Raw genomic sequence first — 14,430 nt, forward strand, 5'->3', positions numbered from 1 at the left:
CTGATGACCGGCGGCGCGATCCGGCTGCACCAGCTGGCCAAGTCGTTCGCCGGGATGCCGGCCGTCGACGGGATCGACCTGGACATCCCCGCCGGCCAGTTCTTCTCGCTGCTCGGCCCGTCGGGGTGCGGCAAGACCACCACGCTGCGGATGATCGCCGGGTTCGAGAAGCCGGACTCGGGACGCATCGAAGTCGACGGTCGGGACGTGGCCGCCGATCCGCCGCACAAGCGCCCGGTCAACACGGTGTTCCAGACCTACGCGCTGTTTCCGTTCATGACCGTCCGGGACAACGTCGCGTTCGGCCTGAAGTACCAGAAGGTGTCCCGCGAGGAGACCACCCGCCGGGTCGGCGAGGCGCTGGAACTGGTGCGCATGGACTCCTACGCCACCCGTAGACCGGCGCAGCTCTCCGGCGGTCAGCAGCAGCGCGTGGCGCTGGCCCGCGCCCTGGTCCTGCGGCCGCGGGTGCTGCTGCTCGACGAGCCGCTGGGCGCATTGGATGCCAAGCTGCGCAAGCAACTTCAGCTCGAATTGCGGGCTCTGCAACGCGACGTCGGCATCACGTTCGTCTACGTCACCCACGATCAGGAAGAGGCGCTCACCATGAGCGACCAGATCGCGGTGCTGGCCGAGGGCAGGATCGAGCAGGTCGGCGCGCCGCAGGAGATCTACTCCGCACCGGCGACGACGTTCGTCGCCGGTTTTCTCGGCGCCGCCAACATCTTCGATGCCGACATCGTCGACGTGGTCGGCGGTGCGGTGACGTGCTCGGCGCTGGGCACCCGGTTGATCGCGTCGGTCACCGAGGGCGCCCCTGCGCCCGGCGCCGCCGCAGTGGTGATCCGGCCGGAACGGATCACCGTGCAGGACAGTGACACTCCGGCCGCCGCCGGCATGAACGTGGTGACCGGAACCGTCAAACACGTTGTCTATCTGGGTAACTGCACGCAGGTCCACGTCGACGTCGGCGTAGCGGCCGATCTCGTCGTCGAGGTGCCCAACCGCTGCGGACCGGCGTCGGTGACCCACGCGCCGGGACAGCGGGTGGCGTGCGTCTGCGAGCACGACGCGGTGCGCGTGCTGCAGCGCAGTACGGCCGCGCCTGTCGCCGATCCGGTGTCGGCGCTCAGTTCCGCTTAGCGGTGGGCTCGAGGTTGAGCTCGCGTTCGGCGAAGCGCATCGCGATGTCGTAGGCGACGTCGGAATCGATCTCGGGGTCGTCGAGCGCGACCTGGATCGACAGCCCGTCGAGCAGCGCGGCGAACTCGAGGGCGAACATCCGCGGATCGACGTTGGCCCGATCGGCCCCCGACCGCACGGCGTCGACGATCATCGTGCGCCACCGCGCGTCGAGTTCGACTCGGCCGGCCTTGATCTCGTTGTGCCGGAACGCCTGTGCCCACAGGTCGAACCACAGCCCCCAGGCGCCGGGGATCTCGTCGTCGGCTTCGGGGACGCAGGTCCACCGGATCAGCAGGGACAGCCGCTCGCGCAGCGATGGCACTTCGGCGAGCATCTTCTCGGCGGCCTCGTAGAACGACTCCTCGGAGTGCCGCAAGGCGTCGACGAGCAGGCGGTCCCGGGTGCCGAAGTAGTAGATGACGAGCGCCGAACTCACGCCGGCACGCTTGGCCACGTCGGCGATGCGGGTGTCGCCGAAGCCGCGCTCACAGATCAGCTCGGCTGCGGCACGGAGCATTTCGATGCGCCGACCTTCGTTCTGCTCGGTCGCGGGCGCGGGTTCTGCCATGTGGCCATCCTCCCATCGTGTGCGGCGCAGCCCCTTGTCTGGAGCCTAACACTTCGTTAGATTGAACAGTCAGTCAGGATGCTCGGGAGAGGTCATCGATGTCTCACAACTACGACGCTCTCGTGATCGGCGGCGGTCACAACGGATTGGTGTCGGCGGCCTATCTGGCGCGGTCCGGGGCTCGCACGCTGGTGCTCGAATCGCGCGGCTCGCTCGGCGGCGCGGCCACCACGGAGGCGCCGTGGGAGGAGGCCCCGCATTTGCGGGTGACGCGGCTGTCCTACGTCATGAGCCTGATGCCGCCCACGATCGTGCGGGAACTGCAGTTGCAACGTCATGGTTACAAGGTGCACCCGATGGGGCCCTATTATCAGGCGTTTCCCGAAGGTGGTTCGCTGACGATCTTCGAGGACGACCCCGCGCGGACCTATGAGCAGCTCGCGAAGTGGTCGAAGAAGGACGCCGAGGCCTGGCCGAGGTGGAACGCGTGGCTCGAGGGCATCGCCGACGTGATGGGCCCCCTGCTCACCCAGGTGCCGCCGGCCATCGGCTCGCGCCGGCCGTCCGATCTGCTCGAGCTGGCCAAACTGGCGTGGAGCCAGCGCGGCCTGACCGTGCGGACCACCGCCGACGTCACCCGGCTGCTGACCATGAGCATCGCCGACCTGCTCGACGACTGGTTCGAATCCCCGCAGATCAAGGGTGCGTTGGCCGTCAACGGTGTGATCGGCACCTGGGCCGGACCGTACGAGCCGGGCACCGCGTACGTGATGGCCCACCATTCCATCGGCGACGTCGGCGACGGTCAGCTCGGCAGCTGGGGCTACCCCGAGGGCGGGATGGGCGCGGTGTCGGAAGCCATTGCGGCGTCGGCGCGCAGCTTCGGCGCCGAGATCCGCACCCACGCCCGGGTGGCGCGTCTGCTGGTCCGTGGCGGCGCGGTCCGCGGCGCCGTCCTCGACAGCGGCGAAGAGATCACCGCGCCACTGGTGGTCACCACGCTGCACCCGAAAACAGCCTTCCTCGAGCATGTTCCGCGCACCGAGCTGCCGGAGGACTTCGTCACGGACATCGAGCGTTTCAAGACCCGCAGCGGCGTCGTGAAGATCAACCTGGCACTCGGTGAGCTGCCGAACTTCACCGCCGATCCCAGCAGCGGGCTCGCCGAGCATCACACCGGCTCGGTCGAGATGGCGCCCACGATGGAGTACATCGAAGCCGCGTTCCAGGACGCCCGGGCGGGGCGCCCCGCGGTGATGCCGTTCAGCGACGGGGTGATCCCGACGACGTTGGACACGACGCTCAATCCCGATGGCACGCAGATCATGTCGCTGTTCACCCAGTGGGTGCCGGCGGACTGGGCGAACGCGCCGCACACCGAGGAGCTCGACGCCTACGCCGACCGGCTGATCGACCTGTACGACCAGGTCGCCCCCGGCTTCAAGGCCTCGATCCTGCACCGCGACATCGTCGGCCCGCACGAGATGGAACAGGAGTACGGGCTGATCGGCGGCAACATCTTCCACGGCGAGCTCTCCCTCGAGCAGCTGTTCCACATGCGGCCCGCGCCCGGTTACGCCGACTACCGCACGCCGATCTCCGGGCTGTACAACGGCAGCTCGGGGACGCACGCGGGCGGCGGGGTGTGCGGGATCCCGGGCTGGCAGGCCGCCAGGGCGGCGCTGGCCGACACGAAGAAGAAGCGCTTCAGGTCGAGATGAGCGCCCGCGCCGAGGCGGTCGCCACCATGCTGGGGGCCCGGTCGATTGCGGTGGTCGGCGCCAGTGCGCGGCCCGACAGTTTCGGCGCGCGGATGGTGGCCGAGGCTTTCCGGGGCAGCGCGCGGGTGCACCTGGTCAACCCGCGCTACGACAGGATCAGTGAACACCGCTGCGCCCCATCGTTGGCCGACCTCGACGAGCCCGTCGACCTGGTGCTGCTGGGCGTCCCGGACGCCGTGCTGGTCGAGCAGCTCAGCGCTGCTGCCGAGGCCGGCGCCCGCTCCGCGGTCGTGTTCGGCTCCGCGCACGGACGGCGCGCGCAGGTCGCCGAGGTGGCGCGGGCCGCGGGAATGGCGGTGTGCGGGGCGGGCTGCATGGGATTCGTGAACTCCGTCGACGGCGTGCGGGCACTCGGCTATCTGGAGCCCGATCCGTTGCCGCTCGGTTCGGTCAGCCTGGTCACCCACTCGGGCTCGGCGTTCTCCACGCTGCTGCGCGCCCGTCGCGGATTCGGTTTCCGGCTCGCGGTGTCGTCGGGGCAGGAACTGGTCACCGACACCGCCGACTACATCGATCACGCGCTGCGCGACGACGGCACCCGGGTCATCGCACTGCTCCTGGAGACGCCGCGCTCGGTGCCCCGACTGCGCGCGGCGCTGTTGCGTGCCGCCGACGCCGATGTCCCGGTGATCATCCTGACCATCGGCGGCTCGCCACGCGGCAGCGCGATGGTCGCCGCGCACTCCGGAGCGCTCGCCGGCGGCCGCGCCGCATGGCAGGCGTTCTGCACCGCGACCGGTGCCGTGCACGTCACCGACATGGCTGAATTCACCGACACCATCGAGCTTTTCGCGGCGGGTCGGCGCTCCCGCGGCGGCAGCATCGCGACGGTCCACGATTCGGGAGCCGAACGGGCGCTCACCGCCGACCTCGCGCACGACCTCGGGCTGGACTTCGCGGCGTTGATGCCCGACACGACGGAGGCGGTCGCCGCGCTGCTCGACGACGGGCTGACGCCGACCAATCCACTCGATGTCTGGGGCACCGGGGCCGACACCCGCAACCTGTTCGGCGCGTGTCTGCGCGCGATGGCCGAAGATCCCACGGTGGCGGTCACCGCGCTGGCGGTGGACCTCGTCACCGAGTTCGACGGTGACACCGCCTACGCCGACGCGGTGACCGACGTGGCCAAGCAGACCGACGCGCCGCTGGCGGTGCTCGCCTCGGTCGCCTCGGCGATCGATCGGCCCACGGTGCAACAGTTGCGCGACAACGGCATTCCCGTGCTGGAGGGGCTGCGCAGCGGCCTGGCGGCGATGGGTCACCTGGCGGCGTGGCCGCGGCCGATCGATCGCGCACCGACCGCCGGGCCGGGGCCGACGGCGGCGACCGGGTTCGACCTGCTGAGCCACTACGGCATCCCGGTGGTCCCGACCCGCACGGTCGACAGCGTGGGCGCCGCCTGTGAGGCGGCCGCGCAGATCGGCTACCCGGTGGTGGCGAAAACCGCTGCCGTGCAGCACAAGAGCGATGTCGGGGGAGTGCGGCTCGGCATCGCCGACGAGTCGACCCTGCGCGAGGCCTACGGCGACCTCGCACGGCTGGGGCCCACGGTGACGGTCTCGGCGATGGCTACCCCGGGTGTGGAGGTGTCGGTCGGATTCGTCTGTGACCCGGCGTTCGGGCCACTCGTGGTCGTCGCCGCCGGCGGAACGCTGGTCGAGTTGCTTGCCGACCGGGTGCTCGCCTGTCCGCCGCTGTCGCGAGACCGTGCGCGGGAATTGCTGGCGGCGTTGCGGATTCGCCCGCTTCTCGACGGCTGGCGCGGCGCACCGGCCGCCGATGTCGACGCGCTGGCCGACGTGATCGTCGGCTTCGGTCAGATGGCCGTCGACCTCGCGGACCGCTACGCCGCCGTGGAGGCGAACCCGGTGATCGTCTCACCCGGCGGGGCGGTCGCGGTCGACGTGCTCACCGTCGAGCGCGGGGATCAGAACACCACGTAGACCTTGCGAAGGGTTTCGTGGATGACCCAGGTGCCCGTCCAGCCGAGGGGGAACACCGCGATGTCCCCGGCGCCGACCTCTAGCGGTTCACCGCCGTCGGGGGTGACGGTCATCCGGCCCGAGAGCACATAGATGACCTCGTTCTCGTCCTGGCGCCAGTACGACGGGCCCGGGCTGCACTGCCAGATGCCGGCCGACCGCGCACCGTCGACCCACAACTCGACCCCGTGCACCGCCATCGCGCCGTCAGTGGCCTCGGCGAGTGGGCCCCAGTCCTCGAGTTCGGCGTCGGCGGCGCCGGGCAGCAGCGAGGTCAGAATGGCGTTCGTCATCGGGCAAGAGCCTCCGTGGTCTCGGGGAAGGGCAGGGAGATCGGTTCGGGCGCCACCCGACTGTGGCCGTCCGCGTCGAAGCGGTCAAGCCCCAGATCGGTCAGATCGAGCCATGTGCACGCGCCGTCCCGCGCCAGATCCGCCGCCACCTGCGCGACGGCCGGACCCCACATCATGCCGTGGCCGGCGGCGCTCGCCACCACGGTGCCCTCCACCGGTCCGTCGTCGGTGAGCAACGGCCCGAGGATCGGGAGGTGGTCGGCGGTGTAGTCGATCGTGGCGGCCCACGTGCGACGCAGGCCCACTCCCGCCGCTGCCGGGAACAACGTCTCGAGCCGGGCCAGCGCGGTGTGGTAGTAGGCGTTGTCGAACGACGTCGCGACACCCGGTGGTTCGTCGGGATTGCTCATCCCCCAGAGCAATCCGCCGGCCTCGCCGGGCCGCCAGTAGATGCCGGAGGTCACGTCGAACACCATCGGCAGCGCGTCCACGTCGACGTTCGGCAGCGGTGAGGTGACGACCACCTGGTGCCGGGTACCGCCGGCCGGGATCCGGGCGCCGGCCCGCGCCCCGACGTCGGCGAGTTGCGGACCGCCCGTCAGCACCACCCGGGCGGTGTCGATCGGCCCGTCCGAGGTGTCCACCCCGACGACCCGTCCGCCGGAGACACGCAGACCGGTGAACGTGCAGCGTTCGCGGACGTCGACACCGCAGGCCGTCAGCGCCGCGGTGTAGGCCAGCACGTTGCGCGGGGCGTCGATGTAGCCGTCACCGGGGGCGTACGAGGCACCGCGCGTCACCCCGGGCGCGAGACCTGTTCCCCGACTGTCGATGTCGTCGCTGGACAGCCACTCCACGTCGAGTCCGAGGGAGCGCTGCAGCGCGATCCGATCGTGCGCGGCCGCGACGTCGGCGTCGCTGAAACACGGCATCAGGTAGCCCTGGGCGACGAAGCCGCAGTCGAGGGGGAACCGGTCCCCGCTCGCGGCATAGAACTCCTGGGTGCGCAGGCCCAGCCTGATCGCGGTCTCGGTGCCGCCCTGCGCGCGCACCATGCCCGCCGCGCGACTGCTGGCGCCGCCACCGAGCGTCCGCGCCTCGAGCAGCACGACGTCGAGATCGCTGTTCTCGGCGAGCAGGACGGCCGTCCACGCCCCGACCGTCCCGCCGCCGACCACCACCACATCGGCGGTTCCGAAGCTGGTCATAGTACGGAACGCTGACATAGACTGAACGCTCAGTCAAGAGGAGAGGCGGGCCGGATGTACGGGTTGACCGACGAGGATCTGCGCATCCGCGACACGGCCCGCGACTTCGTCGAATCGCTGATGCCCCACGAGGCGGAGGCCGAGCTCGCCGGCGGCCTGCTGCCCAAGGAGGTCACCGCCGAGCATCGGGCGCGGGCTCTCGCGATGGGGCTGTATGCGACCAACATGCCGGCCTCGGTGGGCGGCGCGGGATGCACCGCGCTGCAGCAGATCCTGGTGCAGGAGCAGTGCGGCCGGGTCACCAACGGGCTGGGCTGGGTGATGGCGACCCCACCGCAGTGGTGGCCCGACGTCGCGACCGACTACCAGATGCAACGCTGGCTGCTGCCGACCGTGCGCGGAGACAAGCACGAGGCGTATGCGATCACCGAGGAGTTCGCCGGCTCGGACACCTCGGCGCTGCAGACCACCGCGCGCCGGGACGGTGACGAGTACGTGATCGACGGGGTGAAGTGGCATGTCACCTCCTACAACCTCGCCGACTACGTCTTCGTCGAGGCCGTGCTGCCCGACGGCCCGCATGCCGGCGACCACGTGCTGCTGGTGGTCGACCTGCCGTGGCCGGGCGTGGAAGTCGTTCGCTCACCCAAGTATTCGCACAACATCGCCGACGAGCACCCGATCGTCGCGTTCCGGGAGGTGCGGGTGCCGGTGGACAACCTCGTCGGCGCCGAGGGCGGCCCGATGACCTTCACCCAGGACTGGTTCCGCTTCGAGCGCATGATGGTCGCCGCGCGCTGCGTCGGCGCGGCGCAGCGTCTGCTCGACGAGGTCACCGCGTTCGCGAAGGGGCGCATCGTCGGCGGCCGACCGCTGGGTGAGCACCAGCTCGTCGCGGGCATGCTCGCCGACAGCGCCACCGAACTGTTCGCCGCCCGCACGATGCTCTACGAGGTGGCCCGCGCCATCGACGCCGGGCATGACCGCAAGACCCTGCACGGTCAGGCCTCGATGGCCAAGCTGTACTGCTCGGAGATGGCGGGCCGGGCGGCCGACCGGGCGGTACAGATCTTCGGCGGCCGCGGCTACATGCGGGAGAACGTCGCCGAGCGGCTCTTCCGCGAACTGCGGGTCGAGCGGATCTGGGAGGGCGCCAGCGAGATTCAGCGCCTCATCGTGGGGCGTCAACTGATGAATCGGGGTCCGGCCGCGTTGCTCGATCCGGTCTGAAACCGAGCAGCCGCATGCCGTGATAGATCACCAGAGCGGCGATCGATCCGAGGGCGATGCCGGTGAACTGGAGATCGCCTGCGGTCCAGGTGAAGTCCGCGATGCCGATGACCAACGGGATCGCCGCGGTCATCTGGTTGACCGGCTGGGAGAAGTCCACGTGGTTGGTCAGCCAGATCCGCACGCCGAGAATGCCGACCAACCCGTACAGCACGACCGTCGCCCCGCCGAGCACACCCGGCGGGATCGCCGAGATCGCGGCGCCGACCTTGGGACACAACGACAACACGATCGCGACCGCTGCCGCGACCCAGTACGGCGCGGTCGAGTACACCCGCGTCGCCGCCATCACCCCGATGTTCTCGGCGTAGGTGGTGGTGGCCGAGCCGCCGCCGAACCCGGCCAGTGTCGTCGCCACGCCGTCGGCCGCCAGCGCGCGGCCCATCAGCGGATCCATGTCGCGCTGGGTCATCTGCCCCACCGACTTGACGTGGCCGATGTTCTCGGCGATCAGCGCCACCACGGCGGGCAGGAACAGCGGCAGCACCGACAGCGAGAACGTCGGGGCCTGGAACTCCGGCAGCCCGATCCACGTGGCGGCCGCGATGCCCGAGGTGTCGACGTCGCCGAGCACCAGCGCCAGCACGTATCCCGCCGCGACCGCGAGGAAGATGGCCAGCCGGCCGATCATGCCGCGGAAGAAGGCCAGCACCGCTACCAGCAGCACCAGGGTGACCAGGCCCAGCACCGGGCCCTTCTCGAAGTTCGTCTTGGCCACCGGCGCCAGGTTCAGCCCGATCAGCGCGACGATCGCGCCCGTCACGACGGGCGGCAGGGTCAGGTCGATCCAGCGGGTGCCCGCGACATGGACGGCGACGCCGACGAGGATCAGCAGCACCCCGACGGCGATGATGCCGCCCAGCGCGCTGCCCGCCCCGTCAGAGGCGACCGCCGCGGTGATGGGTGCGATCACCGAGAAGCTCGACCCCAGGTAGCTGGGCAGCCGGTTGCCGGTGATCAGCAGGAACAGCAAGGTGCCGACACCGGAGAACAGCAGCGTGGTGGCGGGCGGGAACCCGGTCAGGACCGGCACCAGGAAGGTCGCGCCGAACATCGCGACCACGTGCTGGGCGCCCAGCCCGATGGTGCGGGGCCAGCTCAGCCGTTCGTCGGGGGCGACGACAGCGTCGGGATCGGCGTGCGAGTCGACACGTTTCCAGGTGACGGGCATCTGGGAGACTCTAGTGAATGTGGCTGCCTCCGTTGATGTCAACGGTGGTCCCGGTGAGGTAGCTCGCGTCGTCGCCGGACAGGAAGGTGATCACCGCGGCGACCTCCTCGGTGGTTGCGGTCCGGCCGACGGGGATGTCGGCGGCCAGTTTGGCCTCCTGCTCGTCGGTGGAGCCGACCCGGATGTTGGTGTCGACCGCACCCGGGGTGACCGCGTTGACGGTGACGCCGGTGTCGGCGATCTCGCGGGCCAGCGCCTTGGTGAAGCCGAGGATCGCGGCCTTGGCCGACGAGTAGGGCACCTTGCCGAACACCCCGCCGCCGCGCTGCGCGGACACCGAGGACATGTTCACGATGCGGCCCCAGCCGTGGGCGATCATGTCCGGCAGGAACGCGCGGGTCACCAGGTAGGTACCGGTGGCGTTGACGGCCATCACGGTGTTCCACAGCTCGAGCGTGGTCTCGAGGAACGGGACGGGGGAGGTGATCCCCGCGATGTTGGCCAGAGCGCCGACGGGCGGCAGGTTTCCCGACGCCACCTCGGCGGCGACCGCCTCGTGGGCGGCGTTCACCGACTCCTCGGAGGTGACGTCGATCGCGCACCCGAAGGCGGGCACCGCGTACTGGTTGCCGATGTCGGCGGCCACCTTGGCCGACTTCTCGCCGTCGAGGTCGAGGATGACAACGGCCCAGCCCTCGCGGGCATAACGCTGGGCGGCAGTCATGCCGATGCCGCGCTCGGAGGTGGCGCCGGTGATCACTGCGGTTCTCATGTCAGGTGTCTCCTAGATCAGTTCGGAAATCAGGTGCGCGGCAGCGGCCGTCGCCTCGGGTCGGTGGTCGTCGCTGATGTCCCGGGTTTCGAGTTCCAGCGAGAAGTGGCCGTGATAGCCGGCGTCGGCCAGTGCCTTGAGGCCGCGGCCGAAGTCCACGGCGCCGTTGCCGACGGAGAGGTTGATGTTTCCGGGCACCGCGTCGCGGATGTGGACGTGGGCGATGCGCGGGCCGAAGCGGGCGACATAGTCGAGCGGGTCACCGCCGGAGGCGACGATGTGGCTGAAGTCCATGACGATGCCCACCTCGGCGCCGAACCTGCTCGTGAGCGCCTGGGCGCGGTCGATGTCGAAGCACAGCCGGTGGAAATGCAGCGACTCGGTCCACAACTCGACCCGTGCGGCGGCGGCCACGTGAGCGGCGGCGATGAGCTCGTCGGCCACCCGGTCGAGGTCGTCGTCCAGTGACGTGACCGGTTCGTGGTCCAGACCCCCGCAGGGCAGCACGAGCGCGCGCGCCCCGGTGGCGGCGGCCAGCGCGACGAGCATGTCGAGGTGCCGGCGGCGCGCCGCCGTCTCGTCGGGGGTCAGGGGCGCGTTCAGGTCGCCGATGTCGCCGTTGATCGAGCGGACCCGTACGCCTGAGCCGGACACGGCGGCCGCGACGGTGCGGACGGCGTCGTCGTCCAGAACGTAGGGCACGTGGTCGCACACGCCGGGCAGGGCGCCGAGGTCGATCTCGGAAAAGCCCAGGCCGGCGATGGTCGCGAGGGCATCGTCGAGCTGCTGGTGCCGGAAGCTGATCGTCGAGCAGCCCAGCCGGGAGTGGAACGGTCCGGTCATGTCACCTCCTGTGATGACGGCCACAGTAGCTCAGTCGACTGTTGACAGTCAACTACCGACCAAGACCATATGTCGACTGTTGACATTGACGTGTGCGCGTGCTCACACTAGGTGACCTAGGCCACTGTTGACCGTCGACAGTGACGCAGATCTTTGAAAGGATGGCCATCATGAGCGATGACGCTCTGACGATGCGGGGCCCGGTGCACGGCACACCGGACGCCAAGCGGGTCGCGATCGGTTCCGGGGTGGGCGCGGTCATCGAGACCTATGACTTCATCGGGTTCGGCACCGCCGCCGCGCTGTACTTCGGTCACGCGTTCTTCCCCAACTCCAGCCCGGTCGCCGGCACGCTGGCCGCCTTCGCGACACTCGGCGTCGGGTTCGCCGCCCGCCCGCTCGGCGGCATCATCGGCGGGCATCTCGGCGACAAAGTCGGCCGCAAGCCGGTGCTGGTCGCCTCGCTGATCGTGATGGGACTGGCGACGTTCGCGATCGGCCTGCTGCCCACCTACGCCGCGGTCGGGGTGCTGGCGCCCATCCTTCTGGTCACCGTGCGCATCATCCAGGGCCTGGCGTTCGGCGCCGAATGGGGCGGCGCGATCCTGATGAGCTACGAGCACGCCCCGTGGAAGCAGAAGGGCCGCTACACCGGCATGGTGCAGGCGGGCTTCCCGGTGGGACTGCTGCTGGCCAACCTGGTGTTCCTGGTCAGTGTCCACCTCGGCGGCGACTGGGCATGGCGGGTGCCGTTCCTGGCCAGCATCGTGCTCGTCATCGTGGGCCTGATCATCCGCGCCAAGGTTCCCGAGTCCCCGGTCTTCGAGAACGTGAAGGACAAGGGAGCCATCGTCAAGGCGCCGATCGTCGAGGTCGTCAAGAAGGACTGGCGAAACATCGTGCGCGGCATCGGCCTTCGCATCGCCGAGACCGCGGGATACGCGGTCTCCATCACCTACATGATCAGCTACCTGAAGAACGCCGACCTCGCCACCAAGACCGAAACCCTTGTGGCACTCTGCATCGCGTCGTTCCTGGGCATCTTCGCCACGATGGGATGGGCGCGGTTGACCGACAAGCTCGGCCGCCGGCCGGTCTATCTCGCGGTCTGCGCGTTCGGCATTCCGTTCGGCGTGCTGATGTTCCTGCTCGTCAACACCGGGCTGTTCCTGGTGATCATCGCGACGTTCGCGATCTCCTACGGCGTCTGCCAGAATGCGCTGGCGGGTGCGCAGGGCGCATGGTTCCCCGAGCTGTTCACCGCGAACACCCGCGCCTCGGGAGCCTCACTGGCCTATCAGATCTCGGCGATGGTCTCCGGCTTCACGCCGTTCATCACCACACTGCTCTTCGAGGGATTCGGCTGGATGGGTCCCGCGCTGCTGTTCTCCGGATACGCCGCGATCGGTCTGATCGCCGCGCTGGCCACCCGCGAGACCTGGGGGCCGGCCGAGCGCAAGGCCGCCGACATCGCCGCCCGCCAGTCCCATGCGCTGGCCCGCTGATGCGCGCGCAACGGGTGCGTGACGCTGCCTACCGGATGCGTCACCACGTGCTCGACATGGGCGAGGCGCAGGGCCAGGGCTACGTCGGTCAGGCCCTCGGGGCCGCCGACATGCTCGCCGCCGTGTACGTCGACCAGCTCACCTACCGTGCCGAGGATCCGCACTGGGAGGGCCGCGACCGGTTCCTGCTCTCGACGGGCCACTATGCGATCGGCCTCTACGCCGCACTCGCCGAGGCCGGCATCATCGGCGCCGACGAACTCGACAGCTACGGCTCGGACGACTCCCGGCTGCCGATGTCCGGAATGGCAAGCTACACACCGGGGATGGAGATCTCCGGCGGATCGCTCGGGCACGGCCTCACCGTCGCGGTGGGCATGGCCCTGGGTCTGCGCCATCAGGGGTCGCAGGCCCGGGTGATCAACTTTCTGTCCGACGGTGAACTCGACGAGGGCTCGACGTGGGAGGCCGCGATGGGCGCGTCGCACCATCGGCTGGGGAACCTGGTCGCGATGGTGGACATCAACGCGCTGCAGGCCGACGGTCCCACGGTCGGCGTGCTGCGGACCGAACCGGTGGCCGACAAGTGGGCCGCCTGCGGCTGGCACGTGCAGCGGGTGGACGGCAACGACGTCGACGCCCTCCTGGCCGCGTTCGACGGGATCAGCACCGAGCAGCCCTCGGTCATCCTGTGCGACACCATAATCGGCCGCGGTGTGCCGATGCTCGAACAGCGGGAGAAGGCGCACTTCATGCGCATCGACGCCGACGAGTGGCAGATCTGCCGCGACCAGCTGACCGAAGGCTATCGAGGAGTACCGGCATGACCTCTGGAACCAAGCTCAAGACCTCGGCGATGATCGCGTCGTTCGCCGATCCGGGTCAGAAGACGACGCCGGCTCCGTTCGGGCACGCACTGGTCGAGGCCGCCCGGCGCGACGACCGCATCGTCGGGCTCACCGCCGACCTCGGCAAGTACACCGACATGCACATTTTCGCCCAGGCCTTTCCCGACCGCTTCTTCCAGATGGGCATGGCCGAGCAGCTGCTGTTCGGCGCCGCCGCGGGCATGGCCGAGACCGGGCTGGTGCCGTTCGCGTCGACGTACTCGGTGTTCGCGGCGCGGCGCGCCTACGACTTCATCTGTCTCGACATCGCCGAGCCGAACCTCAACGTCAACGTCGTCGGCGGGCTGCCCGGCCTCACCACCGGATACGGTCCGTCGCACCAGGCGACCGAGGACATGGCGATCTTTCGTGGCATGCCGAATCTGACCATCGTGGATCCGTGCGATTCGGTCGACATCGAGCAGGCCGTGCCACAGTTGGCCGAGCACCCGGGCCCCACGTATCTGCGGCTGCTGCGCGGCAACGTGCCCACGGTGCTGGACGAGTACGACTACCGCTTCGAGCTGGGTAAGGCGAAGGTGCTGCGCGGCGGGGCGGACGTCGTGTTGATCTCGTCGGGGCTGATGACCATGCGGGCGCTGCAGGCGGCCGAGCAACTGGCGACCCACCACGTGGACGTCGCCGTGGTGCACACGCCGACCATCAAGCCGTTCGACGCGGAAACCGTTCTCGCGCAGGTCGACTCGGACCGGCTGGTGCTCACCTGTGAGAACCACACCGTGGTCGGCGGTCTCTTCGAGACGGTGGCCGGGGCGGCAGTGCGGCGGGGCATCGGCACGCAGATCACCCCGATCGGCCTGCCCGACGAGTTCCTCGCCGCCGGAGCGCTGCCCACCCTGCACGAGCGCTACGGCCTGTCGACCGCGCGGATCGTCGCGACCGTGCTCGAGCGACTGTAGGATTCGATGTCGACAGCCAAAT

13 protein-coding genes are annotated in these 14,430 nt (G+C 69.6%); 7 read left to right on the plus strand and 6 right to left on the minus strand.

Features of this window, described 5'->3' with window-relative positions; translation table 11 throughout:
- Window positions 1-3: 3 nt before the first annotated feature.
- Complete coding sequence (locus tag MCHLDSM_RS12845; RefSeq protein WP_048470426.1) at window positions 4-1,143, plus strand: ABC transporter ATP-binding protein; 1,140 nt, start codon at window positions 4-6, stop codon at window positions 1,141-1,143.
- Here MCHLDSM_RS12845 and MCHLDSM_RS12850 read toward each other — a convergent pair.
- A complete protein-coding gene (locus MCHLDSM_RS12850) occupies window positions 1,130-1,753 on the minus strand; it encodes a TetR/AcrR family transcriptional regulator (RefSeq protein ID WP_048470427.1) in 624 nt (207 codons plus the stop codon). The genes MCHLDSM_RS12845 and MCHLDSM_RS12850 overlap by 14 nt on opposite strands.
- A 98-nt stretch (window positions 1,754-1,851) precedes the next feature.
- Here MCHLDSM_RS12850 and MCHLDSM_RS12855 point away from each other — a divergent pair, with 98 nt between their 5' ends.
- Together MCHLDSM_RS12855 and MCHLDSM_RS12860 are read left to right on the plus strand one after the other, a co-directional pair.
- Window positions 1,852-3,474: a phytoene desaturase family protein gene (locus tag MCHLDSM_RS12855; RefSeq protein ID WP_048470428.1), complete on the plus strand. Its 1,623-nt coding sequence runs from the start codon at window positions 1,852-1,854 to the stop codon at window positions 3,472-3,474.
- Window positions 3,471-5,480 carry an acetate--CoA ligase family protein gene (locus tag MCHLDSM_RS12860; protein ID WP_048470429.1) on the plus strand — a complete coding sequence of 670 codons (2,010 nt, stop codon included), beginning with the start codon at window positions 3,471-3,473 and terminating at the stop codon, window positions 5,478-5,480. Before MCHLDSM_RS12855 ends, MCHLDSM_RS12860 begins: the two co-directional genes overlap by 4 nt.
- Here the strand turns inward: MCHLDSM_RS12860 and MCHLDSM_RS12865 are convergent.
- Together MCHLDSM_RS12865 and MCHLDSM_RS12870 are read right to left on the minus strand one after the other, a co-directional pair.
- A complete protein-coding gene (locus MCHLDSM_RS12865) occupies window positions 5,465-5,812 on the minus strand; it encodes a cupin domain-containing protein (RefSeq protein ID WP_048470430.1) in 348 nt (115 codons plus the stop codon). The genes MCHLDSM_RS12860 and MCHLDSM_RS12865 overlap by 16 nt on opposite strands.
- Window positions 5,809-7,020 carry an NAD(P)/FAD-dependent oxidoreductase gene (locus MCHLDSM_RS12870; RefSeq protein ID WP_048470431.1) on the minus strand — a complete coding sequence of 404 codons (1,212 nt, stop codon included), beginning with the start codon at window positions 7,018-7,020 and terminating at the stop codon, window positions 5,809-5,811. Before MCHLDSM_RS12870 ends, MCHLDSM_RS12865 begins: the two co-directional genes overlap by 4 nt.
- Window positions 7,021-7,074: 54 nt before the next feature.
- Here MCHLDSM_RS12870 and MCHLDSM_RS12875 point away from each other — a divergent pair, with 54 nt between their 5' ends.
- Entirely contained in the window at window positions 7,075-8,250 is a 1,176-nt protein-coding gene (locus MCHLDSM_RS12875) for an acyl-CoA dehydrogenase family protein (RefSeq protein ID WP_048470432.1), read from the plus strand.
- Here the strand turns inward: MCHLDSM_RS12875 and MCHLDSM_RS12880 are convergent.
- The 3 genes from MCHLDSM_RS12880 to MCHLDSM_RS12890 are packed head-to-tail and all read right to left on the minus strand — an operon-like array spanning window position 8,192 to window position 11,096.
- Entirely contained in the window at window positions 8,192-9,481 is a 1,290-nt protein-coding gene (locus tag MCHLDSM_RS12880) for a uracil-xanthine permease family protein (protein WP_048470433.1), read from the minus strand. The genes MCHLDSM_RS12875 and MCHLDSM_RS12880 overlap by 59 nt on opposite strands.
- A 10-nt stretch (window positions 9,482-9,491) precedes the next feature.
- On the minus strand, window positions 9,492-10,253 hold the full coding sequence (locus MCHLDSM_RS12885; protein WP_048470434.1) for an SDR family NAD(P)-dependent oxidoreductase: 762 nt from the start codon (window positions 10,251-10,253) through the stop codon (window positions 9,492-9,494).
- A gap of 12 nt (window positions 10,254-10,265) precedes the next feature.
- Window positions 10,266-11,096 carry a sugar phosphate isomerase/epimerase family protein gene (locus MCHLDSM_RS12890; protein WP_048470680.1) on the minus strand — a complete coding sequence of 277 codons (831 nt, stop codon included), beginning with the start codon at window positions 11,094-11,096 and terminating at the stop codon, window positions 10,266-10,268.
- Between the two features lie 170 nt (window positions 11,097-11,266).
- Between MCHLDSM_RS12890 and MCHLDSM_RS12895 the strand changes: the two genes are divergently transcribed.
- From MCHLDSM_RS12895 to MCHLDSM_RS12905, 3 genes are read left to right on the plus strand one after another with little or no spacing between them, the layout of a single operon-like run.
- The gene (locus MCHLDSM_RS12895) at window positions 11,267-12,601 is read left to right on the plus strand and encodes an MFS transporter (protein ID WP_048470681.1); all 1,335 of its coding nucleotides are present in this window, start codon (window positions 11,267-11,269) and stop codon (window positions 12,599-12,601) included.
- A complete protein-coding gene (locus tag MCHLDSM_RS12900; protein WP_048470435.1) occupies window positions 12,601-13,428 on the plus strand; it encodes a transketolase in 828 nt (275 codons plus the stop codon). The genes MCHLDSM_RS12895 and MCHLDSM_RS12900 overlap by 1 nt, the downstream gene beginning before the upstream one ends.
- Window positions 13,425-14,408 carry a transketolase family protein gene (locus MCHLDSM_RS12905; RefSeq protein ID WP_048470436.1) on the plus strand — a complete coding sequence of 328 codons (984 nt, stop codon included), beginning with the start codon at window positions 13,425-13,427 and terminating at the stop codon, window positions 14,406-14,408. The genes MCHLDSM_RS12900 and MCHLDSM_RS12905 overlap by 4 nt, the downstream gene beginning before the upstream one ends.
- Window positions 14,409-14,430 lie beyond the last annotated feature (22 nt).

This window comes from Mycolicibacterium chlorophenolicum, from assembly GCF_001044235.1.
GTDB lineage: Bacteria > Actinomycetota > Actinomycetes > Mycobacteriales > Mycobacteriaceae > Mycobacterium > Mycobacterium chlorophenolicum.